This window comes from Streptosporangium sp. NPDC004379, from assembly GCF_042873875.1.
Lineage (GTDB): Bacteria > Actinomycetota > Actinomycetes > Streptosporangiales > Streptosporangiaceae > Streptosporangium.
Genome location: NZ_JBIAMC010000007.1, coordinates 322,681 through 348,026, shown reverse-complemented (window position 1 = coordinate 348,026; position 25,346 = coordinate 322,681). Strand labels below are relative to the sequence as shown.

At 69.2% G+C, this 25,346-nt stretch carries 26 protein-coding genes and 1 tRNA gene; 18 read left to right on the top strand and 9 right to left on the bottom strand.

Annotation, left to right across the window (positions count from 1 at the left end; genetic code table 11):
- Position 1: 1 nt before the first annotated feature.
- The 4 genes from ACFYSC_RS18375 (at position 2) to htpX (ending at position 6,809) form a co-directional block, all read left to right on the top strand.
- The gene (locus tag ACFYSC_RS18375; protein WP_389962599.1) at positions 2-2,038 is read left to right on the top strand and encodes an NADH-quinone oxidoreductase subunit L; all 2,037 of its coding nucleotides are present in this window, start codon (positions 2-4) and stop codon (positions 2,036-2,038) included.
- Entirely contained in the window at positions 2,035-3,864 is a 1,830-nt protein-coding gene (locus ACFYSC_RS18370) for a NuoM family protein (RefSeq protein ID WP_389962596.1), read from the top strand. Before ACFYSC_RS18375 ends, ACFYSC_RS18370 begins: the two co-directional genes overlap by 4 nt.
- Positions 3,861-5,546, top strand: coding sequence for an NADH-quinone oxidoreductase subunit N (locus tag ACFYSC_RS18365; protein WP_389962593.1), 1,686 nt, complete (start codon positions 3,861-3,863; stop codon positions 5,544-5,546). The genes ACFYSC_RS18370 and ACFYSC_RS18365 overlap by 4 nt, the downstream gene beginning before the upstream one ends.
- 411 nt (positions 5,547-5,957) lie before the next feature.
- Entirely contained in the window at positions 5,958-6,809 is an 852-nt protein-coding gene (gene htpX / locus ACFYSC_RS18360; RefSeq protein ID WP_389962590.1) for a zinc metalloprotease HtpX, read from the top strand.
- A 257-nt stretch (positions 6,810-7,066) separates the two neighbouring features.
- Here the strand turns inward: htpX and ACFYSC_RS18355 are convergent, their stop codons facing one another.
- Genes ACFYSC_RS18355 through ACFYSC_RS18345 form a run of 3 tightly spaced genes read right to left on the bottom strand, consistent with a single transcriptional unit; the run spans position 7,067 to position 9,387 of the window.
- Positions 7,067-8,236 carry a hypothetical protein gene (locus ACFYSC_RS18355; protein ID WP_389962587.1) on the bottom strand — a complete coding sequence of 390 codons (1,170 nt, stop codon included), beginning with the start codon at positions 8,234-8,236 and terminating at the stop codon, positions 7,067-7,069.
- Positions 8,236-8,751 carry a SigE family RNA polymerase sigma factor gene (locus ACFYSC_RS18350; RefSeq protein WP_389962584.1) on the bottom strand — a complete coding sequence of 172 codons (516 nt, stop codon included), beginning with the start codon at positions 8,749-8,751 and terminating at the stop codon, positions 8,236-8,238. The genes ACFYSC_RS18355 and ACFYSC_RS18350 overlap by 1 nt, the downstream gene beginning before the upstream one ends.
- Positions 8,752-8,811: 60 nt before the next feature.
- Entirely contained in the window at positions 8,812-9,387 is a 576-nt protein-coding gene (locus ACFYSC_RS18345) for a pyridoxamine 5'-phosphate oxidase family protein (protein WP_389962581.1), read from the bottom strand.
- A gap of 233 nt (positions 9,388-9,620) precedes the next feature.
- Here ACFYSC_RS18345 and ACFYSC_RS18340 point away from each other — a divergent pair, with 233 nt between their 5' ends.
- Entirely contained in the window at positions 9,621-10,358 is a 738-nt protein-coding gene (locus ACFYSC_RS18340) for a DUF5710 domain-containing protein (protein ID WP_389962578.1), read from the top strand.
- A gap of 199 nt (positions 10,359-10,557) precedes the next feature.
- Here ACFYSC_RS18340 and ACFYSC_RS18335 read toward each other — a convergent pair whose 3' ends face one another.
- Positions 10,558-11,052, bottom strand: coding sequence for a YajQ family cyclic di-GMP-binding protein (locus tag ACFYSC_RS18335; RefSeq protein ID WP_362941771.1), 495 nt, complete (start codon positions 11,050-11,052; stop codon positions 10,558-10,560).
- 334 nt (positions 11,053-11,386) lie between these two features.
- Between ACFYSC_RS18335 and ACFYSC_RS18330 the strand changes: the two genes are divergently transcribed.
- Both ACFYSC_RS18330 and pyrH read left to right on the top strand, forming a co-directional pair.
- Positions 11,387-11,468: transfer RNA gene (locus ACFYSC_RS18330), tRNA-Tyr, on the top strand.
- Between the two features lie 132 nt (positions 11,469-11,600).
- A complete protein-coding gene (pyrH, locus tag ACFYSC_RS18325) occupies positions 11,601-12,419 on the top strand; it encodes a UMP kinase (protein ID WP_389962574.1) in 819 nt (272 codons plus the stop codon).
- A 587-nt stretch (positions 12,420-13,006) separates the two neighbouring features.
- On the opposite strand, the gene ACFYSC_RS18320 is transcribed toward pyrH, so the two are convergent.
- Positions 13,007-13,801 (bottom strand): GntR family transcriptional regulator, encoded by a 795-nt coding sequence (locus ACFYSC_RS18320; protein WP_389962571.1) that lies wholly within the window; start codon positions 13,799-13,801, stop codon positions 13,007-13,009.
- Between the two features lie 291 nt (positions 13,802-14,092).
- Here ACFYSC_RS18320 and ACFYSC_RS18315 point away from each other — a divergent pair, with 291 nt between their 5' ends.
- From ACFYSC_RS18315 to ACFYSC_RS18265, 11 genes are all read left to right on the top strand, one after another.
- Positions 14,093-14,443, top strand: coding sequence for a hypothetical protein (locus ACFYSC_RS18315; RefSeq protein ID WP_389962568.1), 351 nt, complete (start codon positions 14,093-14,095; stop codon positions 14,441-14,443).
- Positions 14,419-14,706, top strand: a complete 288-nt coding sequence (locus ACFYSC_RS18310; RefSeq protein ID WP_389962565.1) for a hypothetical protein — start codon at positions 14,419-14,421, stop codon at positions 14,704-14,706. Before ACFYSC_RS18315 ends, ACFYSC_RS18310 begins: the two co-directional genes overlap by 25 nt.
- Before the next feature lie 143 nt (positions 14,707-14,849).
- A complete protein-coding gene (locus ACFYSC_RS18305) occupies positions 14,850-15,587 on the top strand; it encodes a GntR family transcriptional regulator (protein ID WP_389962562.1) in 738 nt (245 codons plus the stop codon).
- 112 nt (positions 15,588-15,699) lie between these two features.
- Entirely contained in the window at positions 15,700-16,134 is a 435-nt protein-coding gene (locus tag ACFYSC_RS18300) for a plasmid replication, integration and excision activator (RefSeq protein WP_389962559.1), read from the top strand.
- 119 nt (positions 16,135-16,253) lie between these two features.
- On the top strand, positions 16,254-17,702 hold the full coding sequence (locus ACFYSC_RS18295; RefSeq protein WP_389962556.1) for an FtsK/SpoIIIE domain-containing protein: 1,449 nt from the start codon (positions 16,254-16,256) through the stop codon (positions 17,700-17,702).
- Positions 17,702-17,875, top strand: coding sequence for a hypothetical protein (locus ACFYSC_RS18290; RefSeq protein ID WP_389962553.1), 174 nt, complete (start codon positions 17,702-17,704; stop codon positions 17,873-17,875). The genes ACFYSC_RS18295 and ACFYSC_RS18290 overlap by 1 nt, the downstream gene beginning before the upstream one ends.
- A complete protein-coding gene (locus tag ACFYSC_RS18285) occupies positions 17,872-19,608 on the top strand; it encodes a replication initiator (protein ID WP_389962550.1) in 1,737 nt (578 codons plus the stop codon). Before ACFYSC_RS18290 ends, ACFYSC_RS18285 begins: the two co-directional genes overlap by 4 nt.
- Positions 19,605-19,859: an excisionase family DNA-binding protein gene (locus ACFYSC_RS18280; RefSeq protein ID WP_389962547.1), complete on the top strand. Its 255-nt coding sequence runs from the start codon at positions 19,605-19,607 to the stop codon at positions 19,857-19,859. The genes ACFYSC_RS18285 and ACFYSC_RS18280 overlap by 4 nt, the downstream gene beginning before the upstream one ends.
- Complete coding sequence (locus ACFYSC_RS18275; protein WP_389962760.1) at positions 19,859-21,028, top strand: tyrosine-type recombinase/integrase; 1,170 nt, start codon at positions 19,859-19,861, stop codon at positions 21,026-21,028. Before ACFYSC_RS18280 ends, ACFYSC_RS18275 begins: the two co-directional genes overlap by 1 nt.
- A 144-nt stretch (positions 21,029-21,172) precedes the next feature.
- On the top strand, positions 21,173-21,355 hold the full coding sequence (locus ACFYSC_RS18270; protein WP_389962544.1) for a hypothetical protein: 183 nt from the start codon (positions 21,173-21,175) through the stop codon (positions 21,353-21,355).
- A gap of 570 nt (positions 21,356-21,925) precedes the next feature.
- Positions 21,926-22,153 (top strand): hypothetical protein, encoded by a 228-nt coding sequence (locus ACFYSC_RS18265; protein WP_389962542.1) that lies wholly within the window; start codon positions 21,926-21,928, stop codon positions 22,151-22,153.
- Between the two features lie 391 nt (positions 22,154-22,544).
- Here the strand turns inward: ACFYSC_RS18265 and ACFYSC_RS18260 are convergent, their stop codons facing one another.
- The 4 genes from ACFYSC_RS18260 to ACFYSC_RS18245 form a co-directional block, all read right to left on the bottom strand.
- Positions 22,545-23,393 (bottom strand): RNA methyltransferase, encoded by an 849-nt coding sequence (locus tag ACFYSC_RS18260; RefSeq protein WP_389962757.1) that lies wholly within the window; start codon positions 23,391-23,393, stop codon positions 22,545-22,547.
- An 89-nt stretch (positions 23,394-23,482) separates the two neighbouring features.
- Entirely contained in the window at positions 23,483-24,295 is an 813-nt protein-coding gene (locus ACFYSC_RS18255) for a phytanoyl-CoA dioxygenase family protein (protein ID WP_389962539.1), read from the bottom strand.
- 387 nt (positions 24,296-24,682) lie between these two features.
- On the bottom strand, positions 24,683-24,850 hold the full coding sequence (locus tag ACFYSC_RS18250) for a hypothetical protein (RefSeq protein ID WP_389962536.1): 168 nt from the start codon (positions 24,848-24,850) through the stop codon (positions 24,683-24,685).
- A complete protein-coding gene (locus ACFYSC_RS18245) occupies positions 24,847-25,227 on the bottom strand; it encodes a hypothetical protein (RefSeq protein WP_389962533.1) in 381 nt (126 codons plus the stop codon). Before ACFYSC_RS18245 ends, ACFYSC_RS18250 begins: the two co-directional genes overlap by 4 nt.
- Between the last annotated feature and the right edge of the window lie 119 nt (positions 25,228-25,346).

Below are 25,346 nucleotides of genomic sequence, written 5' to 3'. Positions count from 1 at the left end.
CGTGAGCACCGCCGCCGTCCTCGCCGTCCTGCTGCCGTTCGCCGCCTCGGCCATCGGCCTGCTGGGCTCCCGCTTCCCGAAGGGGCTCCGCGGAGCGGCGGCGGACACGGCCGCGAACCGGAGGGCCGCCTGGATCGCGATCGTGCCCACCGCGGTCTCGACGCTGCTCACGATCTGGCTGGCGTACTCCATACGGACCGGCCGGGCCGCCGGGGGAGGTGACTGGCTCTCCCGGTTCACCGGCTCGGCCGACACCGGCCGTGTCGCCACGGCGTCCGTGACCGTCGACACGGGCTCGGCGCCGATCTCCGTGGGGCTGCTCGTCGACGGTCTCGCCGCGACGATCGCGGTGCTGGTCACCGTGGTGGCGCTCGCCGTCCAGGTCTACTCCGTGGGCTACCTCCGCGGCGACCGGCGTTACCCCTCCTACAGCGCGTTCATCAGCCTGTTCACCAGCGCCATGCTCCTGGTCGTCTACGCGGCCGACCTCCTCGTCCTCTACGTCGGCTGGGAGGTCATGGGCCTGTGCTCCTACCTGCTGATCGGGCACTGGTGGGAGGACCGGGCCAACTCGCGGGCGGCGATCAAGGCGTTCCTGGTCACGAGGATCGGTGACGTCGGATTCCTGTTCGGCGTCTTCGTCCTCGGCACGGCGGCCGGCGGCTTCCGGATCGCCGACGTCCTCGCCAGGCTCCCGGAGCTGCCTCCCGGCACGATCCTCGCCGCCGCCCTCCTGCTGCTGGCCGGGGTCGCCGGGAAGAGCGCCCAGGTGCCGCTGCACACCTGGCTCCCCGACGCGATGGCCGGTCCGACCCCGATCAGCGCCCTCATCCACGCGGCCACCATGGTCGCGGCCGGCATCTTCGTCGTCGCCCGCCTCTACCCGGTCTTCCTGGCCGCCGGGCCCGCCCTGGACGTGCTGGCGGTCATGGCCGCGCTCGGCATGCTCGGCGCCGCGCTGGCCGCCCTGGCGCAGGACGACCTCAAGCGGGTGCTGGCCTATTCCACCATCAGTCAGCTCGCCTACATGGCCGGGGCCCTGGCCGCCGGCTCCCGTGACGCGGCGATCTTCCACCTGATCACCCACGGGGCTTTCAAGGCCCTGCTCTTCCTGTGCGCGGGGGCGGTGATCCACGCGGTCGGCTCCAACCTCATGAGCGCGATGGGCGGCCTGCGCCGGGAGCTGCCCGTCACCTTCACGGCGATGACGATCGGGTTCGCCGCCCTGGCCGGTCTCCCACCGGCCAGCGGCTTCTTCAGCAAGGACGAGGTGCTGGCGGCGGTCGAGCGTTCCCTGTCCGCCGGCACCCTCGCCACCCCCGCTGCCCTCCTCCTGTACGGCTGCGCGCTCGCCACCGTCGCGGTGACCGGCGCCTACGCCGCCCGCGCGTGGCTCCGGACGTTCTTCGGTGAGCACGCCCCCTCCGGTCTGCCCGATACCGCCGTTCCCGGGCCCGCACCGTCCGGCCCATCCGGTATCGCCGTTCCCGGGCCCGCATCGTCCGCTGTTTCGGGGTCCGCCGTCCCCGAGCCCGCCATTCCGGGGTCCGCCGTCTCCGAGGCCGCACCGCCCGCCGTCCACGAGGCGCCGGCCGTGATGCGCTGGCCGATCATCATCCTCGCCGTTCCCGCCCTGCTCCTGGGCCTGCCCGGCGTGCTCCACATCCACTGGGGCACGGCCGTCCTCAGCGTCGCGCTCGCGCTGCTGGGCGCAGGCGCGGTCCACGCCGTGTGGCGCGCGGCCCCCCGGCGCGACCCGGCCCGGCTGCTCGGCCCCCTGCGAGGACCCTGCGAGCGGGCGTTCTCCGTCGACGCGCTGTACCGCGCGGTGTTCGTCCGTCCCACGCTGCTCCTCGCGTACGTGGTCGCCCGTGCCGACGGCCGCGTGGTGGACGGAGCGGTGCGCGGTTCCGGCCGGACGATCACCGGACTGGCGGGCTTGGTCCGCCGGGCGCAGAACGGCAACGCCCAGCTCTACGTCACCGGTCTGCTCGCGGGCGTCCTGCTTCTCGCGGTGGGGGCGGTGATGCTGAGATGAGCTGGTTGCCTGTCGCGTTGCTCGCGATCCCACTCGCCGGAGCGGCCCTGCTGGCCGTTCCGGCGGGCTCGACGGCCCGGGGCTCGACGGCTCAGGGTCCGACGGCCCGGGAGCGGTGGTTCCCCCGGTACGGCCTGGTGGTGTCCGGGATCACGCTCGCGCTGTCGGCCGCCCTGGCCGTCGCCTTCGACCACGACGACCCGGCCCGGATGCAGTTCGTCACGGACCTGCCGTGGATCCCCGGCCTGGGCCTCAGGTTCCACCTCGGCGTGGACGGCGTCTCACTGCCGCTGGTCCTGCTGACCACGCTGCTGACCTGTCTCTGCTTCGCCTACCTCTGCCGAGGCCGCTCCGACCGTTCCGGCCTTTCCGATCATTCCGGCCGCCCGCGTGCCCTGGTGTTCACGCTGCTCGTCCTCGAAGTGGGCATGATCGGCGCCTTTCTGGCGCTGGACCTGCTGCTGTTCTTCGTGTTCTTCGAGGTCGTCCTCATCCCGATGTACTTCGTGATCGCCGTCTGGGGCGGCCGTCGCCGCCGGGTGGCGGCCACCAAGTTCATCCTCTACACGCTGCTCGGCTCGGTGGTGCTCCTGCTGGGCCTGCTGCTCATCTGGGCGCAGACCGGCACCCTCGACATGACCGCCCTCGCCCGCGCCCACGGAACCGGCATGTCCCGTACCGCGCAGATCCTCGCCTTCCTCGCGGTCGGCGCCGGCCTCGCGGTGAAGACCCCGATGTGGCCGCTGCACACCTGGCTGCCCGACGCCCACACCGAGGCGCCCACCGTCGGCTCGGTCCTCCTCGCGGGAGTCCTGCTCAAGATGGGCACGTACGGCTTCGCCCGCATCGCCATCCCGATGCTCCCCGGCGGCGCCGCCGTCCTGGCCCCGTGGCTGGGCGCGTTCGCGGTGATCGGCATCATCTACGGTTCCCTGGCCTGCCTCGCCCAGCGCGACCTCAAACGGATGATCGCCTACTCCTCCATAGGCCACATGGGCTTCGTCCTCCTGGGCTTCGCCGCGCTCACCCCGGCCGGCTTCAACGGGGCGTTGTTCGGCAACGTCGCCCATGGCCTGATCACCGCGCTGCTGTTCTTCGTCGTCGGCTCGATCAAGGAGCGCTACGGCACCGCCGAGATCCCGTCGCTCGGCGGCGGGATGCCGGCACGCCTGCCCCGGCTCGGCTCCGTGCTCACCTTCGCCGCGGTCGCCTCCCTGGGGCTGCCCGGTCTGGCGGGCTTCTGGGGGGAGATGCTCTCCCTTCTGGGGGCGTTCCGGCCGGCGGCGGGCCTGCCGCGTTTCCTCTACCTCGTATTCATGGCCCTCGGCGGCCTCGGCACCGTCCTGACCGCCGCGTACTTCCTGTCCATGCTCTCCCGCGTCACCCACGGCCGGCCCGTCGAGACCGTCCACGCCCCGGTGCTGGCCGCCGTCGGCCCGGCGGACGTGGGCGGCGCCGGCGACGCGGGGCGCGCCGGCACCGAGGACGCGGGGAGAGAGATGAGCGCGGCGGACGAGGGCGCTTCCGGAGCCGCCGGAGCTTCCCGGGCCGCCGGAGCCTCCGGAAGCGGTGAGAGCACGACAGACGTGGGAACGGCCGGAGCCCCGGCGGACGCCGAGAACGGAGAGGACTCGGCGGCCGTGGACAACGCCGGCCGCGGAGGGGAGCACGGGCGGCGGGGCATGCGGGGCATCCGGGACATCGAGCCCCACGAACTCGTCGCCTGGGTGCCGCTCATGGCGCTGATCCTGCTGCTCGGCCTGTGGCCCAAGGCGTTGCTCGACGTCATCGGCCCGGTGGCCCGAAGCCTCCTGGGGGCGCCGTGATCCAGCCGATCGACTACTACGCCGTCGCGCCGCCGCTGATCCTGGCGCTCGCCGCCGGGCTCGTGCTGCTTCTGGACGTCTTCCTGCCCCGCAGGCCGTACGCCAGGCCGCTGCTCGGGATCGTGACGCTGGCCGGGGTGGGCGGCGCCCTCGCCGTGGTGGTCTCCCAGGCCGTGCGGGCGACGGGACCGCTGCGCACCTTCTGCGTGCCCCCCGGCCTGCCGGGCGCCGCCGCCCCCGGACCCGGCGCGTCGTTCCCGGTCACCGTGCCGGAGGCGGGCGCCGCGCCCCCCTGCTCGTTCGTGGTGGACGGCTTCACCCTGGTCTTCGCCGGGCTCGCGCTGGCCGCCGGGATCATCGTGGTGCTGCTGTCGATGAGCGAGCTGTCGTTCGGTGACATCCCCGCCGGTGAGTGGCACTTCCTGCTGCTCTGCACGCTGACCGGCGCGGTCGCGCTGCCCGCCTCCCGTGACCTGGTCATGCTGGTGATCGCGCTGGAGCTGGTCTCGCTGCCGGTCTTCGCCCTCACCGCGCTCAGACGCTACGACGGCCGCGGTTCCGAGGCCGCCGTCAAGCTCTTCCTCGTCTCGGTGGTCTCCACGGCCGTGATGCTCTTCGGGGTATCCCTGCTGTACGGCCTGACCGGCACCGTCTACCTCGAACGGCTGTCCCGGGCGCTGCACGCGGTGCCGGGGGCCGCGGTGGGCCCCGTATCCGGCTCCGGCGCGGGGGCGGCCGGGCCGGGCGCCGTCACGGCGGGCGACGCCGGAGGAGCGTACGTGTCCTCGCTCCAGATCGGTTACGACCTGCCGCCCGTGCTCGCCGTCGCCGCGGTCCTGGTGCTCGCCGGGTTCGCCTTCAAGGTGGCCGCGGTGCCGTTCCACGCCTGGGCGGGCGACGTCTACGAGGGCGCCCCCATCCCCGTGGCGGCTCTTCTCTCCGTGGTTTCCAAGGCCGCGGGGTTCGCCGGGCTGATCCTCGTCCTGATCGGCGGCCTGCGGGGCCTGGCGCCGGTCTGGGCGCCGCTGGTCGCGGTCGTCGCGGCGCTGACCATGACCGCCGGAAACCTGCTGGCCCTGCGGCAGCGCCGTGCCGTACGGCTGCTCGCCTGGTCGTCGGTCGCCCAGTCGGGTTACATCCTCGCCCCCCTCGCGATCCGCGACGAGCGGGCGATGAACGCCTCCGTCGCCTACCTGGTGTTCTACGCGGTGATGAACCTCGGCGCCTTCGCGGTCGTCATGCTGGCGGCGCGACGCGGTGAATCAGGGGAGCTGGACGGCTATCGCGGGTTCGCCGCCCGCAGCCGGATCGCCGGCCCGCTGCTGGCCTTCTTCGTGATCTGCCTGGCGGGTCTTCCGCCGGGGCTGGCCGGGTTGTTCGCCAAGATCGTGGTGTTCCGGGAGCTCGTCGGCGGCGGGCTGGGCTGGCTGGCCGCCGTGATGGCCGTCAACACGGTGATCGGCCTGTACTACTACATCGCCTGGGTCGTACGGATCTTCACCCCGGCCCCCGTTCCCGCCGCGCCCACCGCCCCGGCTCCGGCCGACGGGAACGGGGGCCGCACCGGACAGGTGACGGCGGGTGTAGCGATCGCCCTGGCCGCCGCCGTCGCCGTGCTCTTCTCCGTCGCCCCGCAGACGGTGCTCGCTCTTCTGCCCGAGGCGCTCGTCGCCGCCGGGTGAGTGCTCCGGCCCTCGCGTCGCCGTGGGCAGGTGAATGCTCCGGCTCTCGCGTCGCCGTGGGCAGGTGAATGCTCCGGCTCTCGCGTCGCCGTGGGCAGGTGAATGCTCCGGCTCCCGCATCGCCGTGGGCGGGCGAGTGCTCCGGCTCCCGCATCGCCGCCGCCGGTGGAGTGCTCCGGACTCCGCATCGTCGTCGACCGGGCCCGTGCGGGGCACGCCCATCGCCTTCGCCGGGCCTGCGGGCAGACCGTCCGTCGCCATCGGCCGGATCTCCCCGGAGACCGCCTCACCACCGTCGGCTGGACGGCTCGGGGAACGTCCGGCCTGGCAGGGGAACGTTCGACCTGGCCGAAAACGTTGGCACTGGTGAATCGGCATCAGCCGGATCGCATCAACCGGAAGGATGGTGCAGTGCGCCACAACGGTCTGCGTACCGCGGTCCTCCTCGGCACGCTGTCGGCGATCATCATCGCGGTGGGCGCCTGGCTGGGGGGCGGCGCGGGCGTGCAGATCGCCGTTCTCATCGCGCTGGCCTCCAACGGTTTCGCCTACTTCTTCTCCGACCGGATCGCCCTGTCGGCGATGCGCGCCCGCCCGGTGAGCGAGGTCGAGCAGCCGGCCCTCTATCGCATCGTGCGTCAGCTCTCCACCGAGGCCCGTCAGCCCATGCCACGGCTGTACGTCTCGCCGACGATGCAGCCCAACGCCTTCGCGACCGGCCGCAACCCCCGCAACGCCGCAGTCTGCGTGACCTACGGCATCACCCGGCTCCTCGACGAGCGGGAGCTGCGCGGCGTCATCGGGCACGAACTGTCCCACGTCTACAACCGCGACATCCTGATCTCCTCGGTGGCCGCCGCGCTGGCCACCGTGATCACCTATCTCGGTTACGTCGGTATGTTCTTCGGCGGCGGGGACGACGACGAGGGCCCCGGCTTCGTCGGCGCGCTGTTGATGATGGTGCTCGGCCCGGTCGCCGCCGGGATGATCCAGATGGCTGTGTCCCGCTCCCGGGAGTACCAGGCCGACGAGTCCGGCGCCCGGCTCACCGGCGACCCGCTGGCCCTCGCCTCGGCCCTGCGGAAGATCGAGATGGGTGCCCGCCAGTTGCCGCTCCCGGAGAACGGCCGCATCGCCTCGGCCTCCCACCTGATGATCGCCAACCCGTTCAGGGGGGCGGGCATCGGCCGCCTGTTCTCCACCCACCCGCCCACCGCCGACCGCGTCGCCCGCCTGGAGCGGATGGCCGGCTACCGCCGCTGAGTCTCCGGGGCCAGGCTGACCACCTTCGGGGGTCAGCCTGGCTTCCGGGGCTCGACCACCGGGCCGATGGCACGTCACCGCCGGAAGCCGAACCTCGAAGCCCATGTTCCGGGCCGATGAGCCGACCCGGCGCCGGCCCGGCCCGGCGGCCCGGAGCACCGATGCCGTCCCGGCTCGGAGCACCGGAGCCGGGGCGACCGAGCGGGGCATGGGCGTTGTCCCGCCCCTCGGGAGACCGTGATCGGTGCCCCCGTCCTTCAGTAGACGACGCCGGGCAGGAAGAGAGCGGCGGTTAAGCCCGGGGGCCGGTAGGTCGCCAGCGGACGGGCATGACCCGTCCGGATGTCCACTGCGTAGAGAACCTCCGGGCTTTTTGCGCCAGGTCTCCCTCCCATCCCGTCGACTCGGCGTACCAGCGCCGTGACCTCGGTGTCGTTCAACCAGGCGCCCAGTTTGGACGCGCCGGTGCCCTCCGGCAGCCCGCGCACCGTCACCCTGTTCCCGATTTCGCCCGTCACGGCGTCGAAAGGCAGGAGCGTGCTGTCCTTCCAGGACGGTCCGCTGCCCGTCGCCTTTCCGACCATGGCCATGGTGTGGCCGTCCGGGGCGAGGGGACTGAAGTTCTGACCGTACTCGGGGATCGTCACCTTGCGCCCCCTACCGGCCGGGGATACCAGCCGGATCCGGGACGACATGTCCCACCAGTTCGCCACCGGCACGGTCCCGTCGTCGCCGACGCTCACCGGCATCCAGTCGGCGGGAAGCGTCGTCACCCGGCCGTTGTGCATGTCGACCAGCGCACCGGGCTCGTTCCCGCCGGAGAAGGCGGCGAACGCCAGGTAACGTCCGTTGCCCGACAGACGCAGGAACACATCGCCCTGCAGTTGTCTCGGGAGAACCTTGAGCGGGGCGGTGAGCACCTTCCCGCTTTTCAGGTCACGCACCTCGAATGCCTGTTTCTGCCGGTTGTAGTAGGCCATCGTCCGGCCGTCCGGGGTGATCGCCAACGGGCCGGTGTCCACCGCGGAGTCTCCGTTCGCCTGAACCACGTCGTAGGTCCTGCCGTCCTGGGTGACGACCCGCCAGCCGCCCTTGCAATCCGGCGTCGCCGCTCCTCCGGCACACGACCCCAGGTACGCGTAACGGACCTGGGCCGCGCCCCGATCCGGCAGCGGTACGGACTTGATCTCCCACCAGTACGGTTCAGCCTGGGAGGCGGCGGTGATCGGACTCTCCCGGAACCGCGGCAAGGGCGACAGGGCGGTACCCACCCCGACGCCCAGCAGAGCCACCGTCACCGTGGCGGTCGCGGTGAGCGCCACGGTGATCCGCCGTCTGCGTCTGTGCCGGGTGATGGCGCGGTCGGCCAGATCCATGGCCGGGACCTCGTCGGCGATCTCGGCGAGCACGTCGTGCAGCCGGGTCATCAGGTCACCTCCTGGGGGGCGGCGTCGGAGAACAGCCCGGCCAGTTCGGGCGCGAGCGCGCGTAGGCGGCCCAGGGCGTGGTGGGTCTGGCTCTTGACCGTGCCGACCGAGCAGCCGAGCAACTCGGCGGTCTCACGTTCCGTCCGGTCCTCATAGAAGCGCAGGACGATCACGGCGCGTTGCCGGGCGGTCAACCGCCGGAGGGCCTGGCCGAGGACGATCCGGTTCAGCGTGGCATCGTCATGGGAGCATCCATGGTCGGGGAGATCGGCGCTCGGCAGATCCCTCCTGATACGGCGCCGCCACGAAAGGTACTCGTTGACCAGTGCTTTTCTCGTGTACGCCTCTGGGTTGCCGTTCAGTCGGAGTTTCGGCCAGTGTCCGGCCACCTTCGCGAGGACGCTCTGCAGCAGGTCCTCAGCGAGATGGGCGTCTCCCGTGAGCAGGTACGCGCTGCGGGCCAGCGATTGCTGACGGGCGCGGACGAACTCACGGAAGCCGTCATAGCGATCCAATGCGGTCTCCTCTCACCCGTAATGAACGCGGATGAGGACCGCCGGGTTGGAACCCCGCTCTCAGGAATGGTGGGCGACAGGGTCGGTCTCCTCGGGGGCGAGGCCGGGGATGCCGTCGATGCTCTCGCGGTTGTGCTTGGCCCGGTAGGCACGTCTGCGCTGGACGTCCTTACGTCCGGTCCACTCGTCCAGCAGCGTCCGGTCCTGGTCGAAGGACATGAACGGCACCGAGTAGCCACAGGAGTCGGCGATGCGGTCGCACTCGACGACGACGATCGTCCGGACGCCCGGGTGCGGGCCGAAGTTCCGGATCAGCTCGGGGAAGTCGGGGTCGCCCGGGACGACGACCCTGCCGGTGCCGTACAGGCGGACGATGTTGGGCGACCCGGAGAAGGCGCAGAACATGATCGTGATGCGGCCGTTCTGGCGGAGGTGGGAGATGGTCTCCACGCCGCTGCCGTCCAGGTCGAGGTAGGCGACGGTGGTGTCGCCGAGGACGGCGAAGGTGTCGGCGTATCCCTTGGGGGAGACGTTGACGTGTCCGCCCTGTTCGGGGGCGGTGGCGACGAAGTAGACCGGCTGCGCCTCGATGAACGCGCGCAGCCGATCGTCGATCCTGTCATGAATTTTCCCCATAAAAGGGAAGATAGCGAGTGGCTGTTCTCCAGGCACTCGCCGGTTCCGCGAATCCCGCCGGGGCTTGAAGGAGTCCGGCTCACGAGCGACGCCGGTCTCGGTGTTCACCGTCCGCTTCGTCGCGTCGGCTCCCTTCGCCGGGGTTCTCCCTCACGGAGGGATGCGCTCGGTATCCTGATTCCGCTCCACGGTAAAAACTCATCCTGGAAGCCTGTGTCGCAGGGAGGACGGACATGGTGGAGCGGATCTGGCTCGACGTCCCCTACGGTCAGAAAGACGAAGCCAAGGCGCTCGGGGCGCGATGGGACCCGCAGGCACGCCGTTGGTACGCCCCTCGCCACGGCATGGCCGCCCTCGACCGATGGACGGCCATGCCTCCGGTGCCGGACCTGCTGCCGGGGGAGGACCGTTCATGGGGAACGGGGCTGTTCGCCGATCTCGTGCCTTCCTCGTGCTGGTTCACGAACGTCCGGACCTGCGTCAGCGAGAAGGACTGGGAACGACTCCGCCGGATGATCACCGAGCGCGCCGGACGGCGCTGCGAGGCGTGCGGCCGCGGAGAGGACCGCGGCGCACGCCGCTACCTCGAAGCCCATGAACGATGGGCCTACGACGACGCCACCCTGACGCAGCACCTCCGCCGGCTGATCTGCCTCTGCAGCGACTGCCACACGGCCACGCACTTCGGGCTGGCCACCGTTCGCGGTGTGGACGCGCAGGCCCTGGCCCACCTCTGTACGGTGACCGGCATGACCTCCGTCCAGGCCCGGCGTCATGTCGATGAGGCGTTCGAGCTCTGGCGGCACCGTTCGCGTTTCACCTGGAAACTCGACCTGGGCGTTCTGACGAACGCCGGAGTGACGCTCGCCCGGCCCCCCGAGGCCGAGGCGCGCGATCAAGCCGCCCAGGAGGGACTGCGAGCGGCGCGGGCGACCGACGCGGAGACGGGCCGGTGGCGTCGCGCCCTCTGACGGCGCGTGCCCTCCTGCTCGGTGGGCGTGGAGCGGGAGAGTGGGCTCTGTACGGCGTGTGCCTTCTCCCACGGCGGACGGGAAGCGGGAGGGTGGACTCTGTCAGGTGCGCTGCCCGCGTGGCCTGGGTGCGTCCGGTGCGCCCTCCCGGGAGCGCAAGGCCCTGACGCCGAAGATCAGGGCCTTGGTTCCCCGGGCGTCAACGGTAGTTCGTGAACTGCAGGGCGATCTCCAGGTCCTTGCCCTTGAGCAGGGCGATGACCTCCTGCAGCTCGTCCCGCTTCTTGGAGCTCACCCGCAGCTCCTCGCCCTGGATCTGGGCCTTGACGCCCTTGGGACCCTCATCCCGGATGATCTTCGAGATCTTCTTGGCGTGCTCCTGGTCGATGCCCTCCTTGAGGTTGACCATGAGCCGGTACTCCTTGCCGGAGAGCTTGGGCTCACCGGCGTCCAGCACCTTGAGGGAGAGCCCGCGCTTGATCAGCTTGTCCTTGAAGACGTCGAGGACGGCGTTGGCCCGCTCCTCGCTGTTGGCCCGGATCTCGACGGCCTTCTGCCCGCCCGCCCAGGCGATGCTCGCGCCGGTGCCCTTGAAGTCGAACCGGTGCCCGACCTCCTTGACCGTCTGGTTCAGCGCGTTGTCGGCCTCCTGGTGGTCGATCTTGCTGACGATGTCGAAACTGCTGTCGGCCATGCCTTGGCTGTCCTCTCTAAGTCTCCCGCCGACACTAGCGCTTTCACCGGTCGGCACACATCGAACGTCACCGTCAACACCCCGACGAAGGTGACAGTGATCGTCCTTCCGTCGCGGTCGGCCCGCCCCCGCGGAATCCCGTGCGGCAGAGCCCCGTACGGCGAGGCCTCCGCATCCGGGATCCCGTGGCGGTGGGACCCCCGCATGGCGGGGCGTCCGTACAGGGACCCGGATCCCCGCGTGGCGGGCCCGTACGGGCTGGATCCCGCCGATGTCACGTCACACCCCGAAGTCCGCTATTCTTTCTCATGTCGCCGCCTGGAGCGGATGACGCGGCAGGTTGCCCGAGTGGTCAAAGGGAGCGGTCTGTAAAACCGTCGGCTCAGCCTACGCAGGTTCAAGTCCTGCACCTGCCACACCAGCAGGAAGAGGCCTCTCACCAGCGGAAACGCGGTGCGGGGCCTTCTTCGTTCTCTGCCTCTGAGTCCCCGTGATTCCCCGCCGTTTCCCGTGAGATCTGGCACGCCTGTGGCACGCTGATCAAGTCTGTGACCGCTTCTTTCTGGTTGAGGATGGCTCCTCGTATCCTTGATCAGGTCGCCGACCGTGCGGCCGTGAAGGGAACGAGTGTGCGTCGTTATTCACGTGTCGTCGTCAAGCTCAGCGGTGAGGCGCTCGCGGGAGAGGCCGGCTGGGGGACGGATCCGGCCAGCCTGGCTCAGCTGGCGGATGAGATCTTGTCAGTGCACGAGCTTGGTATCGAGATCGCCGTAGTGATCGGGGGCGGCAACTACTTCCGTGGCCGGATGGCCGAAGGATGGGGCATCGGCAGGGCCGAAGCCGACAACATTGGCATGCTCGGCACGGTCATGAACGCGCTGATGTTGCGTGGGGTGTTGACCGCCCGCTCGGAAACGGACGTGCGAGTAATGACCGCGGTGCCCATGCAGAGCGTGGCAGAGCCCTTCATCCGGCTCCGTGCCGACCGGCATCTTCGTCGCGGCCTGATCGTGCTGCTCGCCGGCGGGATCGGTCAGCCGTACGTCACCACCGACTATCCAGCCGTCCAGCGCGCGTTGGAGCTTGACGCCGATGCGCTGCTGGTGGCCAAGCGTGGCGTTGACGGGGTGTACGACAGTGACCCGAACCTCAACACGGACGCGAAGCGCTATACCAATCTCACCTATAGAGAAGCTCTGTCGGCCGGAGTAAGGGTCATGGACCAAAGCGCCTTCGTGCTCGCCGATGAGCAGGGGCTTCTCATGCACGTGTTCGACGTAGCGGCAACAAGTGTCATGAGAGCGATCTGCCAGGGTGAGGACGTCGGTACGCGGATCACCAGCGATGCTCCAAACCCGAAAGCATGAGTGGCGTCATGCCGTGCGATCCTCCCGCCTGATCTCCCCCGCGCCATGATGCTCGGTGGGTCGGGGCTGAGGAACGAAGCCCCGGACCTTCGATCGCCCCCGACCACGTACAGCGACCGGCCACGACGTGGCGATCGTAGGGCTGCATTGGTGCGGCGGCGTGGCACCACGGTCGGCGTGTTCGTGTAGGCGCGGCGTGGGGTGAGTACGGCGGGCGGCCCGCAGTCCCGCCGCCGGCCGAGACCGGCGCCCACGCCGCACGCTCGGGCGGCGTTCGGGCGGCGGGCCGTGCGGCGGCGCGCCGCGCCGCCGCCTTGATACCCATAAGAACAATTCGGCAATGATCGCAGTACGACAAAGGCACCCCTCCGAAGAGAGGTGCCTCAGTCGTCGGGCTCGGACAGTCGGTCCGGACTCGGGTCGGGCTGCTCTACAGCATCAAACGGAGTTCCGCACTTCCAGCACGCTTGGGCCTGTCGTGTCGCGAACTGCTGGCCGCAGTTCGGGCATCCTCCGGGCCTGAGTGGGATAGGTTCGCCGAACTCGTCGACCAGGTGGGGGTCTTCGGTCATAGGCGCATCCTCACGTCATCGGGGCCGATCCATCAAGTATGTGAACTCGTAGCGGTCGGTCGGGAACACGATGTCGGCCGCTTCGACCGGCACCAAGTTGTCGGTGCCGTTCTGGGTCGCCCGTACGGTCTGCCGCACCTCCAGGACGTGAACGTTCTCGGGGATGATCAGCTCCGCGGTTTCCTCGGGCGTGGGCGGTCGGATGATCAGATGCTCCTCGACCTGCTCGATCGTCCAGCCGATGGCGGAGAACCTGGCGTTGAGGCCGCTGTCCGCGTAGTGGCCCCGGTGCGGGTGCTCGATCTCGGTACCTCTGGTGATCGAGAGCGGTTCCCATGAGATGGACATGCTCATCGGTCGTCCATCGGCGAAGATCCGATACTCCGTCGCCATCACGTCCTCTCCCGCGGCGATCTCCAGCCGCTGCCCGACGGACTCGGAGGCGGCCACCACGCGGGTCGAGTGGTTGGCCTCCGGCTTGAGGCCGGCTCGTTCGGCCTCCTGGACGTATGTGCGTTCCTTGCTCTGGAAGTACCGATGTGGAGCCGTCCGGATCATGCGCCGGTTCGGGGCGACGAACGTGCCCTTACCGGCGATGCCGTAGACCAGGCCCTCGGTGCGAAGCAGGTTCAGCGCGCTCTTTGCGGTGATCATGCTGACGTCGTACTGCTCGCAGATCGTGGCCGCGCTCGGTACCGGGTCGTTGGCCTGCAACGTCCCGGATTTGATCTGCTCTCTGATCGTGCTGGCGATGCGGACATATGCCGGCTTCTTCGGCTGCCCGGTGCTGTCTGTGCTGCTGCGGCTCATGCGATCCTCCCGTCCCAATTAATTGCCTGGTATGGATTGACATACCAGGTCTAGCGGAACATGCTAGGTATGTAATTTCATCCCAGGCTAGCAGGGTTCGGCGATTTGGAAAGGGCGGGATCTCGTGACCGGTCAATGTGTGTCCTGCGGGGATCGGGGGTGGAAGTACGTGAGCCCGCGGCGGGAACTGCTCGCCGGAACATCTGAGGCCAAGCCCTCTCCCCGGGTGCGCGCCGTCTGCTCGACGTGCTGGGGCGCCCAGTCTCCGGAAGCCGTGCGGGAGACGACGCCGTGAGCGACGTAGCGATGCCGGCGGACGGCCTCTCCCCACTGGACACGGCCAGGTTCCTGCACGCTGAGCTTGAGCTGAACGGGATCTCCTCCGAGGTCCATGCCGGGTACGGCCTGGCCCTGGTGTCGGTCGTGGTCGGACTCGTCGTGTGGTGTGACGGTGACCGGTTCTGGTGGCGCACCGGATGGGATGACCGGCGTGAGCGCTTCACCTACGCATGGCACCCGGCGATCGAGCCCGCTCGGGCCGCGCGCCGCATCGCGTTCCGCTACGAAGATCTTCACGACGCGCACCCGTCGTCCGGGGTGACCGCTGAAGGTGCGCGGTGCTTCCACTCCAAGAGTGCCTGAGCCCGCACGTGGCCATGGCGCAACGCGATCACGTGCGGCTGGACTGGCGGGAGCCGTACCAGACGCTTGAGCGCGTTCGCTCCACGAGGTGGACGTGCGCGTGCCGGGCCACGGTGTACGAGCTGTGCGAGGGCGGGGGACGGGCGTTCATCCGGCGGACCCTCCAGCTCGATGACGGTTACAAGATCCATGAGACCCATCGGTGGTCGATCGCTGAAGCTCGGGCGGTCTGGACGGACATCCTGTCCGGGCACGCTCGGTAGAACGAGTGCGGCGGTGCGGCTGACGAGGCAGGAGGGGCCTCAAAGTCCCGCACCGCCGCACTCTCCATTCGTATGATGCGGTCAGCTTTTGCAAGTCGGAACTGATCTATGCTGACGATAAGTCGAGTAGTTGGGTTGTTGTCATGTCCGTTTCTGATGGTGAATACGCCCCTCCGAAGTATGCGCAGATCGTCACGGCGATCCGGCGCAAGATCGCGGACGGCACCTATCCCCCCGGTTCGCAGCTCCCCTCCGAGACGCAGCTTGTTCGGGAGTTCGCCGTCAGCCGCCCTACCGTGGTGCGGGCGCTTCAGGTGTTGCAGCTTCGCGGGATCATCGATCGGGAGCACGGCAAGGGCTCCTATGTGAAGACCTCACCGCCGGCCACCGACGACACCCCTTCCCGGCCTGGCCGTGCGGTCCTCGACAGGGTCGAAGGCCCTGATGCCGGGGTGGTCATCGCCGTGGGGCCGCATCCTGCGCCGGCCAACGTCGCGGCGGTGTTCTCGCTGCCGGAGAAGGCTCCGGTCATGATGCGCCGCGTCCTGCTGAGCGAAGCGGATGAGCCGTGTGAGCTGGTCACCTTCTGGTGTCCGCTCGAACTGGCCGAAGGGACCGATCTCGGGCGTGATGAGCCGCTGACGGTGAGCGTTCGCCAGCACCTTCAGGGAGTCAAGGGCTTGCGACTCGATCACGCCGTGGAGCGGCTGGCTGCCCGTCACCCTCTGCCCGATGAGGCGAAGGTGCTGGGGCTGGGGAAGACGGCTGCGGTCCTGGGTGTCTTCGCGCGCGTCCACGACGCTTCGGGCCGTCCCGTGCTGGTCATCGAGGTCACGCTTCCCGGCGCTCTGCATGAGCTGGAAGAAGCCTACGCGCTGTAGTGTGACCCACATCACATAGCATCTCGGAAACTCGTATTGTCGAGTGTCCGTTCTCGAAGTACCGTTCAACTCGACAGTACGAGTTGACGACAGAACGATAGGAGAACAAGTTATGGCCATCCAGGGCCCCATCCCCGTCAGCTTCGAGCAGGTCTTCCCGCACGGCTGCTACATCGTCGGTGAGGTCGAGCAGGTCAAGGACTTCACCGCCTCGACCAACGGCCGGACCGTCTACGCCAAGGACAAGACCACCGGTGAGCCGGTCTGGCAGGTCGCCGTCATGGACGCCGACCCGACCGTCAAGGCCGGACAGAAGACGGTCGCGGTCAAGATCCTGTCCGCGGTGCAGCCGGTTCCCCCGGCTCCACTGCCGGGCCTGCCGTTCGTGCCGGTCGAGTTCGAGGGCATGAGCGTCACGCCGTACGTCGGACAGAACACCGGCCGTCTGGCCTGGTCGATCCGGGCGCGGGCGATGCGCGCTCCCCGGACCGGTGCCGGTGCGGTCAAGCCGCAGACCTCCGCCGGCAAGGAGGCCGCGGCGGCATGAGCGAGTCCACGCCCTACGTCCTCGCGGCCTGACATGAAGCGGGGCCGCTGGAAGGTGCAACTTCCGGCGGCTCCTCGGTTCTCCCCCGACACCACATCAAGGAAGAGAGCACGAGTCTAATGTTCAAAAAACTGCCCGGTCACGAGGCGCAGAACCTCGTGTCCACGACCCCTGACACAGCGGTGGTGTTCCGTCCGGCGGTCGTCCGTACCCCGGCGATCATCACCATCGTCGTCTTCGTCTGGCGGCTGCTGGCCGGCCTGGTGCGGCTGGTCTGGCGTCACCCGATCGCCTCGGCCGTCGTCGCCGTCCCCTGCGCGCTGTCGGTGCGCTACGGCTGGCCGTACGGCCTCGGCCTCGTCGCCGGGACGCTCGCCGGTCTCACCTGCTGGGCGTTGCTCGGGCGGGCCTCGTTCCTGTCCCTGGTGGGCTGGCGGCTGCTGGCCTTCTGGCGGCTGGTGTGGGTGTACCGGCGGCACTGGCAACCGGTGATGATGATCTCCGGTCTCGGCCGTCATCTCCGGGGCCGCGACTTCGTCCCCCATCTGGTCAAGGTCACCTGTACCTCGTGGGCCGATCTGGTGACGGTGAGGATGCTCACCGGCCAGTCGGTCAAGGACTGGTCCGACCGGATCGATCATCTCGCGCACGGGTTCGGCGCGGCCTCCTGCCGGGTGACGGTCGTCCGGTCGGGCCGGCTGCTGCTGGCCTTCCCCCGTCGTGACCCGCTGGCCGTTCCGTTCCCGGCGCTGCCCATCCCTGACGCGGTGTCGGTCGGGCCGGTCGAGATCGGCAAGCGGGAGGACGGTACGCCGTGGCGGCTGAAGGTCCACGGCACTCACGTTCTCGTCGCGGGCGCGACCGGGGCGGGCAAGGGGTCGATCATCTGGTCCACGATCCGGGGGTTGCTACCCGCGGTGCGGGCGGGCCTGGTCGAGATCTGGGCTCTCGACCCCAAGCTGATGGAACTGTCCTTCGGCCGTGCGCTGTTCGGGGACCGGTACGCCGCCGATCCGGACGCCTGCGCCGACCTGCTGGAGGACGCCGTCAAGGTGATGCAGGAAAGAGCGGGCCGCTTCGCCGGAGTACGGCGCGACCACACGCCCACCACCGATGACCCGTTTGTCCTGGTGGTGGTCGACGAGGTGGCGTTCCTGACCGCCTACCAGAAAGACAAGGCACTCAAGTTACGTATCTCGGCTGCGCTGGCGACCCTCACCACTCAGGGGCGGGCGGTCGGCGTCGGGGTGCTGGCCGCGTTGCAGGACCCGCGTAAAGACGTGCTCAGCATCCGCAACCTGTTCCCCGACAAGATCGCGCTACGGCTGGACGAGTCGGAGCAGGTGGACATGGTCCTCGGCGACGGCGCACGGGATCGGGGCGCGCTGGCCGATCTCATCTCGCCTGATCCGGACCTCGGCGCGGGCATCGCCTACGCCCGGCTGGAGACCTCACCCGAGCCGATGCGCGCTCGGGCCGGCTACGTCTCCGACGCGGACATCCGCGACATGGTCGCCGTCTTCACCGCCGCCACCCTCCCCCTGCCCCAGACGGGGGAGGCCGCGTGATGAGGATCGTCTTTCACGCCACGCTCGCCGAACTGGAAGCCTGCGGCCTCCTCGGCCCCAAGGCCGCCGACGTCCCGCCTTTCGAGCTGGTCAACCTGCGGCTTCGTAAAGACCCCTACAGCGACGCCTACCGGCTGTGCGCCGATGTGCTCGACCGAAGGGAGGCCATGTGACCGACACCCCCGCCCCACCGTTCTCCCCTGCGGCCGACGTCCCCGCCGATGCCTCGGATCGCACCCTTCCCCGGCTCGTCCGCGACACGTTGCCCCTGGCGCTCGACGTCGCCGTGGAGGTCGCCAAGCTCAACGGCGTCTGCATCCGCCCGATCGAGTTGCGTCGGCTCGACACCCAGACCGGTAAGAGCGAGACGTTCGACGTTCCCTGTGGAGCCACGCAGGAGGCGAAGTGTCCGCCGTGTGCCAAGCGCAACCGGCAGCTCCGCCGGGCTCAGTGCCGGGAGGGCTGGCACCTCGACCACGAGCCGATCGCCGAACCGAACCCCTCCACCGAAGACCAGCGGTGGCTGATCGAGTTCCGGGCCGACGTGCAGGCGCAAAGGGATGCCGCCGAACGGAACGGTGAGGACGTCGCCGACTGGGACGAGGCGATCCGGGGCATCGATGCGGAGATCAACGCCGCGGGGATGCGGGGCAACGTCCTGGCCGGCCGTACGGCTCCCAAGCGCTCCCGCTCGACCAAGCGTCGCCAGGACGCTCCGGACCTGCCCAAGCGGGCCAGGCAGAACACCACGCTGGGGCGGACCTTCGTCGGCGTCGATGGCACGGTGCTCCGGCCTTCGCTGTTCGTCACCCTGACCCTGCCGTCCTACGGCCGCATCCAGGCCGGACGAGGCGTGCCCGTCAACCCGGCCACCTACGACTACGCGCGAGCGGCACGGGACGCGCTGCACTTCTCCAAGCTCGTCGATCGGTTCGTGCAGAACCTCCGGCGAGTGGCCGGCTATGACGTGCAGTACTTCGCCACCGTGGAGCCACAGAAGCGGCTCGCTCCCCATCTGCACATGGCGATCCGCGGCACCCTGCCCCGCGCCGAGATCAAGGCCATTGCCGCCGCGACCTATCACCAGGTGTGGTGGCCTTCGGTCGATGAAGTGCGCTTCGAGGGCGATCACCTGCCGGTGTGGGCTCCGCGGGCCGACCTGGGCGACGACCAGGCTTACCCGGACGGGCAGAGCGGCGACTATCTCGACCCTGAAACGGGGGAGGTGCTGCCCACCTGGTACGAAGCGCTCGACCGGCTCGACCAGGACGACGACGCCGAACCCCTGCACGTGCTCCGCTTCGGCGACCAGGTCGACGTTCAAGGCGTCATCGCCGGATCGCCGGACGCGCACAAGCGCATCGGCTACCTGACCAAGTACCTGACCAAGAGCCTGGGCGACCCCCTCGACCCCGACGACGCCGAGAACTCCGCCCGGCGTGACCACGCCGCCCGGATGGTCGAAGCACTGCGCTACGAGCCGTGCGCGCCGACGTGCCCGAACTGGCTCCGGTACGGCGTGCAGCCCAAGGGCGCCAAGCCGGGCATGGCTCCGGGCCGGTGCCGGGGCAAGGCGCACAAGGCCGAACACCTCGGCTACGCGGGCCGGCGCGTGCTCGTCTCCCGCAAGTGGTCCAACAAGACCCTCCGCGAACACAAGGCCGACCGCCGGGCCTGGGTGCTCGACATGCTCGGCCTCCCCGACGAGGCCACCGACCCGCACCGCTACGTCTGGCGGCCGGTCTCCACCAAGGACCCGAACCGAACACCCTTGCCGCTTCGGCTGCTGCGCGGCGTCGCCAACCGGCACCGCATCCGCGCACGGCTCCTCGAACTCGACACCAGGGCGAACGGAAGTCCCGTCCCCGATCTTTCGGCAGTCCCCAAACTGGAGGTGGCGGCGTGACCAGAAGGGCAGGGAGTGAACCCACCTCGCTCCTTCCTGAGCTGGCGCGAGGCCGGCTGCTGACCGTCGAAGAGGCCGCCGAACGGCTCAACACCTCGGTCCGCTTCCCCCGTCGCCTGATCGAAGAACGCCGGATCACCTTCGTCCACGTCGGGCGCAACGTCCGCATCCCCGAAGCGGCGTTGGAAGCGTTCATCGCGGCGGGGCTCGTCGAACCCATCACCACCAAACGACGCAGGAGGGCCGCGTGATGGCCAAGCGAAGTTTCGGCAACACGCGAGAGCTGCCCTCGGGGCGCTGGCAGGCCCGTTATCGGGGGCCTGATGGGCAACTGCGCTCGGCTCCTCAGACGTTCGCGAAGAAGCGGGATGCCGAACGCTGGCTCACTCTCAAGGAAGCTGAGATCGTACGAGGGGAGTGGATCAACCCCGAAGAGGCGAAGATCACGGTCAAGGAGTGGGGGGAGCGCTGGCTTTCCTCGGTGAGTCCTTCCCTCAAGCCCAAGACGCGAGCCTCCTACGGCTCGCTTCTCCGGACGCTGATAGAGCCGCGTTTCGGCAAGAGTGAGGTCGGACAGGTGAGGCCGATCATGGTCAACGAGTGGGTGGCGAGTCTGATCAAGCGGGGGCTCAGCCCTTCGCGGGTCCGGCAGGCGTACCGGCTCATGTCCCAGATCATGACGGCCGCTGTGAACAATGAATTGATCAAGTCGTCCCCGTGCCGGGGCGTTCGGCTTCCCCGGATGCCCGAGACTGAGCCGCACATCCTCACCCGGGAAGAGGTAGAGCGTCTGGTCGCGGCCATGCGGGCACCTCACGGCCTGCTTGTGCAGCTCCTCGCGTACGGTGGCCTGCGAATCGGTGAGGCGTTCGCGCTGCGGCGGCGGCACGTTGAGCTCGACCAGGGCCGTTTGATCGTCGCGGCCTCCCTGGCGGAGATCGCAGGGAGGCACGTTTTCGACACGCCCAAGTCTCATCAGCGGCGAGAAATTGCGCTCCCCGGCTTCGTGGTCGCGGCCGTCCGGTCTCATCTCGGCGGACTGGCTGATGACCCCGACACCTTGCTGTTCACCGGCAAGACAGGCAAGCCGTTGCACTACAACGCCTGGCGTCGTTGGCACTTCGATCCGGCGGTCATGGCGGCTGGGCTGGAGGACGTCACACCGCATGATCTACGCGCCACGCATGCCACCTGGGTAGCCGACCGGCACGGCGTCATGGCGGCGGCGCGTCGGCTCGGCCACGCCAACGCGAGCGTGACCACCCGGCACTACGCTCGGGCCGTGGAAGGCCGGGACCGGGAGATCGCGGAAGGGCTCGACGCCGACTATGGCACGGAGAACGGTCCCAGAGGTCATCTGGCACATACGTGGCACGACGAGGATGACGAGGACCCTCCGGCGCTATTGGTCGATGCCTGACCAGGAAGAACGCGGAATCGCCGGAACGGCTGCATGACATCTGTAAAACCGTCGGCTCAGCCTACGCAGGTTCAAGTCCTGCACCTGCCACCAGCCAACTGGCAGCTCAGAGGCCCTTCGGGGCCTCTTTTGCGTTTCCGGACCATGCAGCCGTACGCCATCCCGCACCTGACTGTCGCCCACGGCCAACAGGCGCATGTGCTCGACGAGGCGGAAGCCGCGCTGACCGCACGACTGCCCATCTCAGCCAACGTCACGTTGGTCAGCCTCTTCGTCAGCGACGGAGACCGCTGGCACTCACGTGCCGAGTTCCCGCTACTCGGATGATCTCTCCACCCGTACCTCATGGAAAAGATCGCCTCCGGCGGGGGCGCTCCGGCTCCGGGATGATCGCCGTTCGGGCCTGAGGTTCGTGGGTGGCTGAGGTGGAAGCCTGATCATCCCGCCCACCATCGACCCAGGACAAGCCGAGCGGGCCAGGGCCACGGGGCCAAGGCCGTTCCTGCGGTTGGGGGCTCCACCTTGTCCCCGTGACCCTGGCCCGCTTCCCCTTCGGGCGGGTCGAAGGCGGACGGGATGATCAGGCGGGCCGGGGTACGCGCGTTGCGCGAGAAATACCAGGTCGCTGGCTGATCGTTGGGCCCTTAGCAAGCCATTAAGAGGGGGACGAGGGGCCCGCCACGGTCACTCAGGACCGGCTCGCTGCCCAGCTCAGGGTTCCAGTGGGCCATGATCGATGCAGTTCCCAAGCCGACAGCGCGGGTTCGATTCCCGTCATCGGCTCCACGCGCGAAGGCCTAGGTCAGGACGCTGATCCAGACTCGCGCCTTGGTCATTTTCAGGGCCATGTCCATGTCCCGTTGCGAGCGTTCCAACAGGCGGCACATACTGGTGGGGATGAAGTCAGCCAGCGACGCGCCCCGTCGCCACCTGTCCACAAGCCCCTTCAAGCCCCCGCCCCCCGCCCCGCCTGCCGAGCGGTTCAGCGTGAACGACCAAGTGACCCATGATCGGTATGGTCTCGGCGTCGTCATCGCTGTAGAAGACGAGATCGCCGTGTTCGTCGATTTCGGATCGCGGCAGCAACGAATCACTACACCGTTCAACAGGCTGTACAAACTCTGAGACCGCTGTCATACGGGAAAGCACACAGCGCGAGCACATCCATGCCAGCGTCCCGCTCGGCCGAGCCGGCGTCCACAGGACCGTGTGGAGACGTTCCTTCCTCGGCCCGGCCATATGACCATAGGCATGCCGCGAGGAAGCAGAAGCCATGCCCCGTGCCCGTTGCATGCCCGTCAGCGAGGAGACCATGAGGGACTCATAGGGAGCCGTGGCTACTCGATAGGCGTTGCGGGACATGCACGGGATGATCCCCGTCTTCGGCTCACCCCGACACCTCATTCCGCAGATCAGAGGCTATGCGAAGCCCATGAAGGGTCATCCGCTTCTAATCCGATGGCCCTTCGCCCTCCTTCAGCCCGCGAATGGGGGACGGCTCTGGAACGCCGGCGCGCTACCGCCGGGCGGCGGCGGTCCGCTGGCGGGCCGATTCGTACAGCACGACGGTCGCGGCGGTCGCCGCGTTCAGGGAGCTGGCGGACCCGGACATCGGGATCCGGACGAGCCGGTCGCAGGCCTCACGCCAGCCGGAGCTGAGACCGGTGGTCTCGTTGCCGATCAGGGTCAGCGTGGGCTGCGTGAAGTCGTACTCGGCGGCATCCAGTGCGCCGTGCTCATCGGTTCCCACGATGCTCATGCCGATGCCGGCGGCACGGATCTCATCGACCCAGGACAGAACGGCCCGGTGGGAGGGCACCCGGACCACGGGCAGGGCGAACAGCGAGCCGGTGCTCGCCCGGACCGCTTTCGGGTCGTACACGTCGGCGGCATGGCCGGTGATGATGACCCCGGAGGCGCCGAAGGCGTCCGCGGACCGGACGAGGGTCCCGATGTTGCCGGGGCTGGCGGGCCGATCGAACACGACGGTGAGCATGGTCGGCGCGGCCGGGATCCGGCACAGGTCGTCCTCCGGCAGCGCGACCACGGCCAGCAGCTCCGGAACCGTGTCCGCCTTGCCTCCCAGCTCGTGCATCAGTTCACGGGAGACGGCGATCTTCTCGGCCCGGACCGTGTCCAGGGCCCCGCGTGCCCAGCCGGACAGCTGACCGCCGGCGTCGTAGAGCAGTTCCCGGATCCGCCAGCCGTGTTCGACGGCCATGGTGATCGGGCGCACGCCCTGCACGAGGAACTCACCGTGACGTTGCCGCTTGGTCCGGCTCCGGAGGAGGGCCTCCCACCGTTGGAATCGCGCATTGCGGCCGCTCACCCGCAGACCCACCGCTGTCCCGCCTCCGCCGTACATGACCACCCGTGCCCCACCTGCCGCGCCGGACGCGTCTGTCCGACGCCGTACATGACCTATCCGTGTCCCGCCTGTCGCGCCGAGCGCGTCTATCCGGCGCTGTCGTCGGCGCCGTCCCCGTCCGGGCCGGGGGTGTCCCTTCCCAGGCCCCGGCGGATCGCGATCTCCACGGGCGAGTACGCGCCGTCGGCCCGCTCCAGTTCGTACGGCGCGGCCGGCATCAGCGGCGGCTGGGCCATGAAGCGGGGCCGCGCCCCGTGGTGTGGTTGCGCCGCGTGCACCAGGAACGGATGGCACAGGAAGACGTCACCCGGGGACCCGGTGGCGAGGGCGAGCGGCCGGTGGTCGGACGCCGCCACCAGGTCGGGCGCGAGGGTCAGCCCGCTCGCCCCGTCCTCCCCGTACTTCTCCAGCACCTTCGGCGCGTCGAGGTGCGAGCCGACCCGGATCCGGGTCGGGGCGTCCTCCTCACCGACCTCGCTGAACAGGAACAGCATCAGCAGCGCCCGGTCGCGGGATCGCACATTCGTGAAGTACCAGGTCTCGCCCTCCGGCATATAGCTGCCCTCGATGTGCCAGCCCGCGTCGTCCGGCTCCTCCGGGTGCGGGAAGCGCAGCGGGAACGAGCCCAGCGAGTAGCGCGGCTCCCAGCGGCCCGCGCCGACGAGGAGGTCGTACGCGTGGTGGAGGAACGGGGAGTTGGGTGCGGCGGCGAAAGGCCCCTGGGCCAGGCCACCCACCCAGTGCACGGGCTGTGTCCACGTCGCCGGGTCGTCCGGGTCGCAGCCCGTCTCCCGCCACAGGAGCCGCGCGCAGTCCGCGGCCACGCGCGGCGCGACGGCGCCCTCCAGCTTCACGAAGCCGTCACGAAGGAAGCGGGATACCAGGGTCGTGTCATCCATGTCCCCATCGTGCGGCGGCATCGGTCCCGACCACCCGACACTTTCCGCGCCGCTTCTGTCGGGTGTGCGGCGACGGCGCCGGCGCACGATCGGACTCGCTCTCCCACTGGTGGGTGAGGTCCGTCCGGATGCGGTCCTCGGTCATGGCGCGGTTCCAGACGACCGCGTTCAACGGAGGAACGCTGCTGGAGTCGTCGTAGAAGGACGGGGAGTAGACGTAGGCGACGTCCGCCCCCCCCACAGAGTCCGTGGAAATCGGGTGAGGACTCGGCGTGACGGATCAGCCGAGACCGGTGCCCGCCGGGACCGGCCGCCACCGTCCGTGCTTCAGGCCGTACGGCCTGCCGGTCGGGGAGGGCGGGTTCTGCGGCGAGGCTGAGCCGTACGTCAGGTCTCCTCGTGAGGCGAGAGAGGACTCGGCGGGTTCGCTCGTACCGGTTTCCCGGCGGCCGGGGCGTGTTCGACGGCGACGGCGGCCTGGGAACCCGTGGGCGGGGCGATGACCAGCTCGGTGGCCGGGTCGTGGTCGATCTGTGGATGGCTGGCGACGATCATGGTGGCTCGGTCCCACGGCCGTTCACGCGCACGGTGATCGATCCGGGACGGCCGTGGGTGATCCAGGCATCGGGGCGGAAGTCCACCGCCTCACCGCGGTGCACGGGACGAAGGACGTTCTCGACGAGTACGGCGCCCCAGTCGAAGTAGGCGTGGTTCCACGCGATGTCGTCGGTGTGCACGATGGCGGAGCCGGGAACCACCCCACGGAGCCGCTCGGCCAAGGTCGTTTTGCCGGCGCCCCCTCGGCCGTCGATCGCGATCACCCTCGCACGTCCGGTGACGCCGGGTGATGCGTCACACAACCGCCGGACGGCATCGAGAACGGTTACCACCTGCCAGCCGACGGCCTGGGTCTCACCCGGATGCAGACGCATGGGCAACCTTTCTCGGGTTGAGCTTCCTCAGTAGCTGAACGCATGAGGGCGTGGACGGTTCTGATCCATGTTCGAGATGGTTATCAATTCGGTGAGCGAAATGTCTCGTACTTTGGGCT